Origin of the sequence: Helicobacter sp. CLO-3 (assembly GCF_001854545.1) — a bacterium.
GTDB lineage: Bacteria > Campylobacterota > Campylobacteria > Campylobacterales > Helicobacteraceae > Helicobacter_B.
In genome coordinates, this window is sequence record NZ_MLQN01000063.1 from 1 (window position 1) to 3,900 (window position 3,900).

The 3,900-nt window shown below is 39.5% G+C and carries 2 protein-coding genes; both read right to left on the minus strand.

All coding sequences use genetic code 11. The features are described from left to right. Window positions 1-243: 243 nt before the first annotated feature. A complete protein-coding gene (locus tag BKN38_RS09950) occupies window positions 244-1,845 on the minus strand; it encodes a dynamin family protein (RefSeq protein ID WP_066453102.1) in 1,602 nt (533 codons plus the stop codon). Window positions 1,846-1,855: 10 nt separating this feature from the next. After that, window positions 1,856-3,634, minus strand: a complete 1,779-nt coding sequence (locus BKN38_RS09955) for a hypothetical protein (protein WP_066453105.1) — start codon at window positions 3,632-3,634, stop codon at window positions 1,856-1,858. Window positions 3,635-3,900: the final 266 nt, after the last annotated feature.

The window sequence follows — 3,900 nt, forward strand, 5'->3', positions numbered from 1 at the left end:
CGCTAGATATGATGTCTGCTTTTGCCTTTATCTTGCGCGCGAGGCTAGTCAAGCGATAGATTTTACCTATCTCCCACAATCTTGCAAAATGCCCCAAAAGCTTCACTATATCAAAAATGTTTTGTATAAATTTAAACAACTCTTCTTCCTCCATTTTTTGGAATTTTTCTAGGGTCATTTGGAGTCCTTTGGGTTAGTCTATTTGGCCAATGCCTGCGGGCGCGCAGGCATTGCTATTTATCGCTATTTTATCGCAAGCTGGTTGCCAGATACGATAGGCAGCATATTTTTGATAGCCACGAGTTTGTCTTTTAGAGATTTTAGCTCGCTGTCGTTTTTGTCTAGGTTTTCTGCTTTTAGTGAAAGCTCGCCAAGAATGCTTGCAAACGCAGAATCTAGGCTTTTTTGAATCTCTTTCCAAGCCACCTCATACACATCACCAGCTATTTTTTCTGCTATGTTGCGTGACTCCATTCGCTTCTCTTTGTCGGATTTTTCAAAAATAAGCGGCAAGATAAATCCAGAGGCAGTGATTGCGGCTTGCATAGCTGGATTCGTGAAAATAGCTTTAAAAGCAGGGTTTGCAGAGATAGTCTCAATAATCACATTAAGCTTTGGCAAAAGATTGGCTATGGCAGCAGTCAAAACACCCATAATTGCATTTTTGGTTTTATCGTCAATTTTGCCAAGCACCTCATTAATCTTACCAAGCAATCCATTTACTTTATCTGCTATTGTCTTTGTATCTATGCTCGGTAAGTCAATTTTAGGGTTTGCAAAAAAAGGCTTAGCAAAGTTTTCTATCAATTGTTGAAGGTTTATCTCTAGCCCTTTGCAAGCCTCTTGCACCCCCCTTTCGAGATTTTTCATCTCATCTTGTATAGCGGATTCTATTTCTTTATCCACTTCTTTTTTGCTTTGCATACCTTCAAACACGATATTTTGGATTTTAGATTCTAGGCTAGCGCGCATGATTTCACATATATTTTTTATCGCCATTTGCGTGTTTGTCTTTTGCATGCCTATGCTTGAGATGAGATTTTCTATCGATTTTATCTCATCGCTGTTAAACTTCCCATCAAGCGCTTCGATGCTATCGCTAATAAAAGTCAATATGCTTTTGTTTAGCGTGCTTATCACTTCTGTGCTGCCGCTAGCTTTTAGCGTTTTTTCGATTTGAGATTCTAGCTCTTTTATGTTGCTATATTCTACAAGCTCCTTATCATTGTCGCACCTTCCTTCCAATGCAGCTTTGGCATCTAGCATGATAAGAGGCACTTTGTCGGCTTGTGATTCATCTATGTGGCTGCCAATATTTCCTAGAATCTTGCTTTTTACTTGCGCCATCTCTCGCGAGTCTAGCTCATACTGCCCTTTGTTGTTATACACCACGATTATGGGTTTATTGTCATTGATGACTTGTTTTATCAAATCATATACGCCTTGATTTTCCACCGCGCCATCGCCACTTAGCACAAAAATCACAACTTCACATTTTTTGTAATGCTCATCAGTGATTTTGGTGTGGTCATCTTTGGCATTTAGTCCGGGAGTGTCCCATATAGTGTAGCCACCATATTTATATGGTGTCACTTCATAAGTTTCTGGTGTATCGCCCGTCTTTGCTACTTCTTTGCCAAAAAGTGCGTTTAAAAGCGTGGATTTACCAGCATTGTATTGTCCAAAAAGCATGATTTGTGGCTGAAAATTATCAAGCTTTGTATCTATGTCGCGCAGTATTTCTGCGGCACTTATACCATTTTGTTTTAGGCTAGATTCTAGCTTTGCTATCTCATCTCTTGCGTTTTTGTAGCACTCTATTGCCTTGATTCCTGTGTTTTCCATAGGTTACTCCTTATTTTAGGTTGGTTTGGATTTCTTTAAGCTCTTGGGATAGAGAATCTATCTTGCTTGATATTACCAAAAGCTCGGACTCTAGCGGATTGAAAAAGCTCTCCTCTACTTGCTTTAAAGTAGAATCGAGCATATTTTCGCCGTAATGCTTGATGCTCTTTTGTGTAAATTCTTTAAACACCTCCTCTCTGTTATCGCCATCTGGCACATCTTCATATTCTGGTGAAGTTGTCCACCACTCAAGAACATATTCAATGAACCCGCCGCCAAACATAGAGTCGCCAATTTGTTCAAGCCGGCTCTTATTGCGTTTTACGCTTTTTGTACGGCTCTCTATCTCGAAACCTTCTGCGGACATAGCACTATTAAACTCGCTTGTAAAATTTTTCAAAATTTCTTGTAGCGATTTATCGATGATTTCCGCTGTGCATGCCAGCAAAATATCGCTTAGCCTTTCAAATTCATTTTGACTTTTAGTCGCTTCTTTGGGCTGTTCTTTTTTCACAAAGCGCTCGATAAGCTCCATTATAATGCCGCTAGGAAATATCGAAGCAAGAATGCTAGGATTTTTACACTTCTCTATCATTTCTCGCACTTTGGATTCTATCTCTATTTTGATAGCTGGCTTTTTGCTAGCTATTTCTTGCCTCACCTTTTCTATAGCTTCATTTGCGCGCGCAAAATCCGCCCGCATAGCCTGCAAGCTGGCACTATCACTAGAATCTGCATCGCTGTTTATGGATTCTATCAAGGCTTTTAGATTCTCGTATGGTGCTTTTTGTTTTAGCTCATTTGCTTTGTTTGTAAGCAAATCATACATATTGTCATAAAATCTTTGTATATTGCTTTCTTTGAAAAGTGTCTCATCACCATTTTTTAGCCCATTGGTAGCGCAAAGCATAGAGATAGACAAAATATTTTTGTCTATTTGTTCTTTTTTGGCATTTGTATTTTTGCAAATCTCAATAGCTCTAGACATTACATGCTTCTCTTGTCCTTCGCGCCTATCGTTAGTTTTGTTGATAATGTTTATTGTGATTTTGCCATCTTTGTTGATTCTTTGCGGCTCATCGGATTTGGTTAGGATAATAGATATATTTTTGCCAAGCTTCAAAAGCTCTCCCATTTGAGACATGCCGCTATCTTGTCCCGGTTCTTCTGATGAATTTGGAAATATGACAAAATCCGCTGCTTCGATATATTCGCGCGCCAAATCACCATTTGCCTTTGTCAGCGAGCTAAGTCCGGGCGTATCCACCCAAGCCATACCACCAAGCTTAAAAAGCTGTATCTCTGCGGTGCATTCAAGGATGCCTGTCTCAAACTCCTTTTTGTCGGTTTCTTTTAGCTGTGCTGCTTCTCCTTCGCCCGCTTTGTCATACTCATAGATTTTGCACTCTTGGTTTGGCAGCCTATGTGATATGACAAAGTTTGCCAAAGATGATTTGCCAGCTTTTACCTTGCCATAAACAATGATAATAAAGCTATTTTCAAGCTCGGAGCGGAATTTTTCTTGTTTGGCTTTTTGCTTGAATATATCCTCCCATGTTTTTACCTTGTATTTTGCCTTTGCTAGCGCTTCTTGCAGGATTTCTGCTATTTCTTTGTTTTGGTGCAGAATCTTTGGATTTATTTTTAGATTCCAAACATCCTCTGCAAAGTTTGTAACCTTTCGCGTGATTTCTTTGCGCTTTTGCTCGATGCTATCGCCTTGCACTTTTAGTTTATCTAGGGCTTGATAAAACCTCTCAAACTCTTTTATCTGGGTGTTTTGTGCCATGTTTTGCTCCTTTTTTGTGGTGTTTTAAAGTATTTTTGGCATTTTGTGAGGCTTGCTGCACTAGCCGCTTTCCTGCCAAATGCTACTTTTTGCATTGTGTAAGTTTTCATAAATCATAGCGTTGGTTCTAAGCCAAAAGTTTATCGCGCTCATGCGTCAGCCTTTGTCGTTTTGATATACTCTTGCAAAGTTTTTAGTAATTTTTCTTTGAGCTCTTTTGGCGCGATGATTTCTATATAAGGGATCCATGCACGCACAAGCGGCAA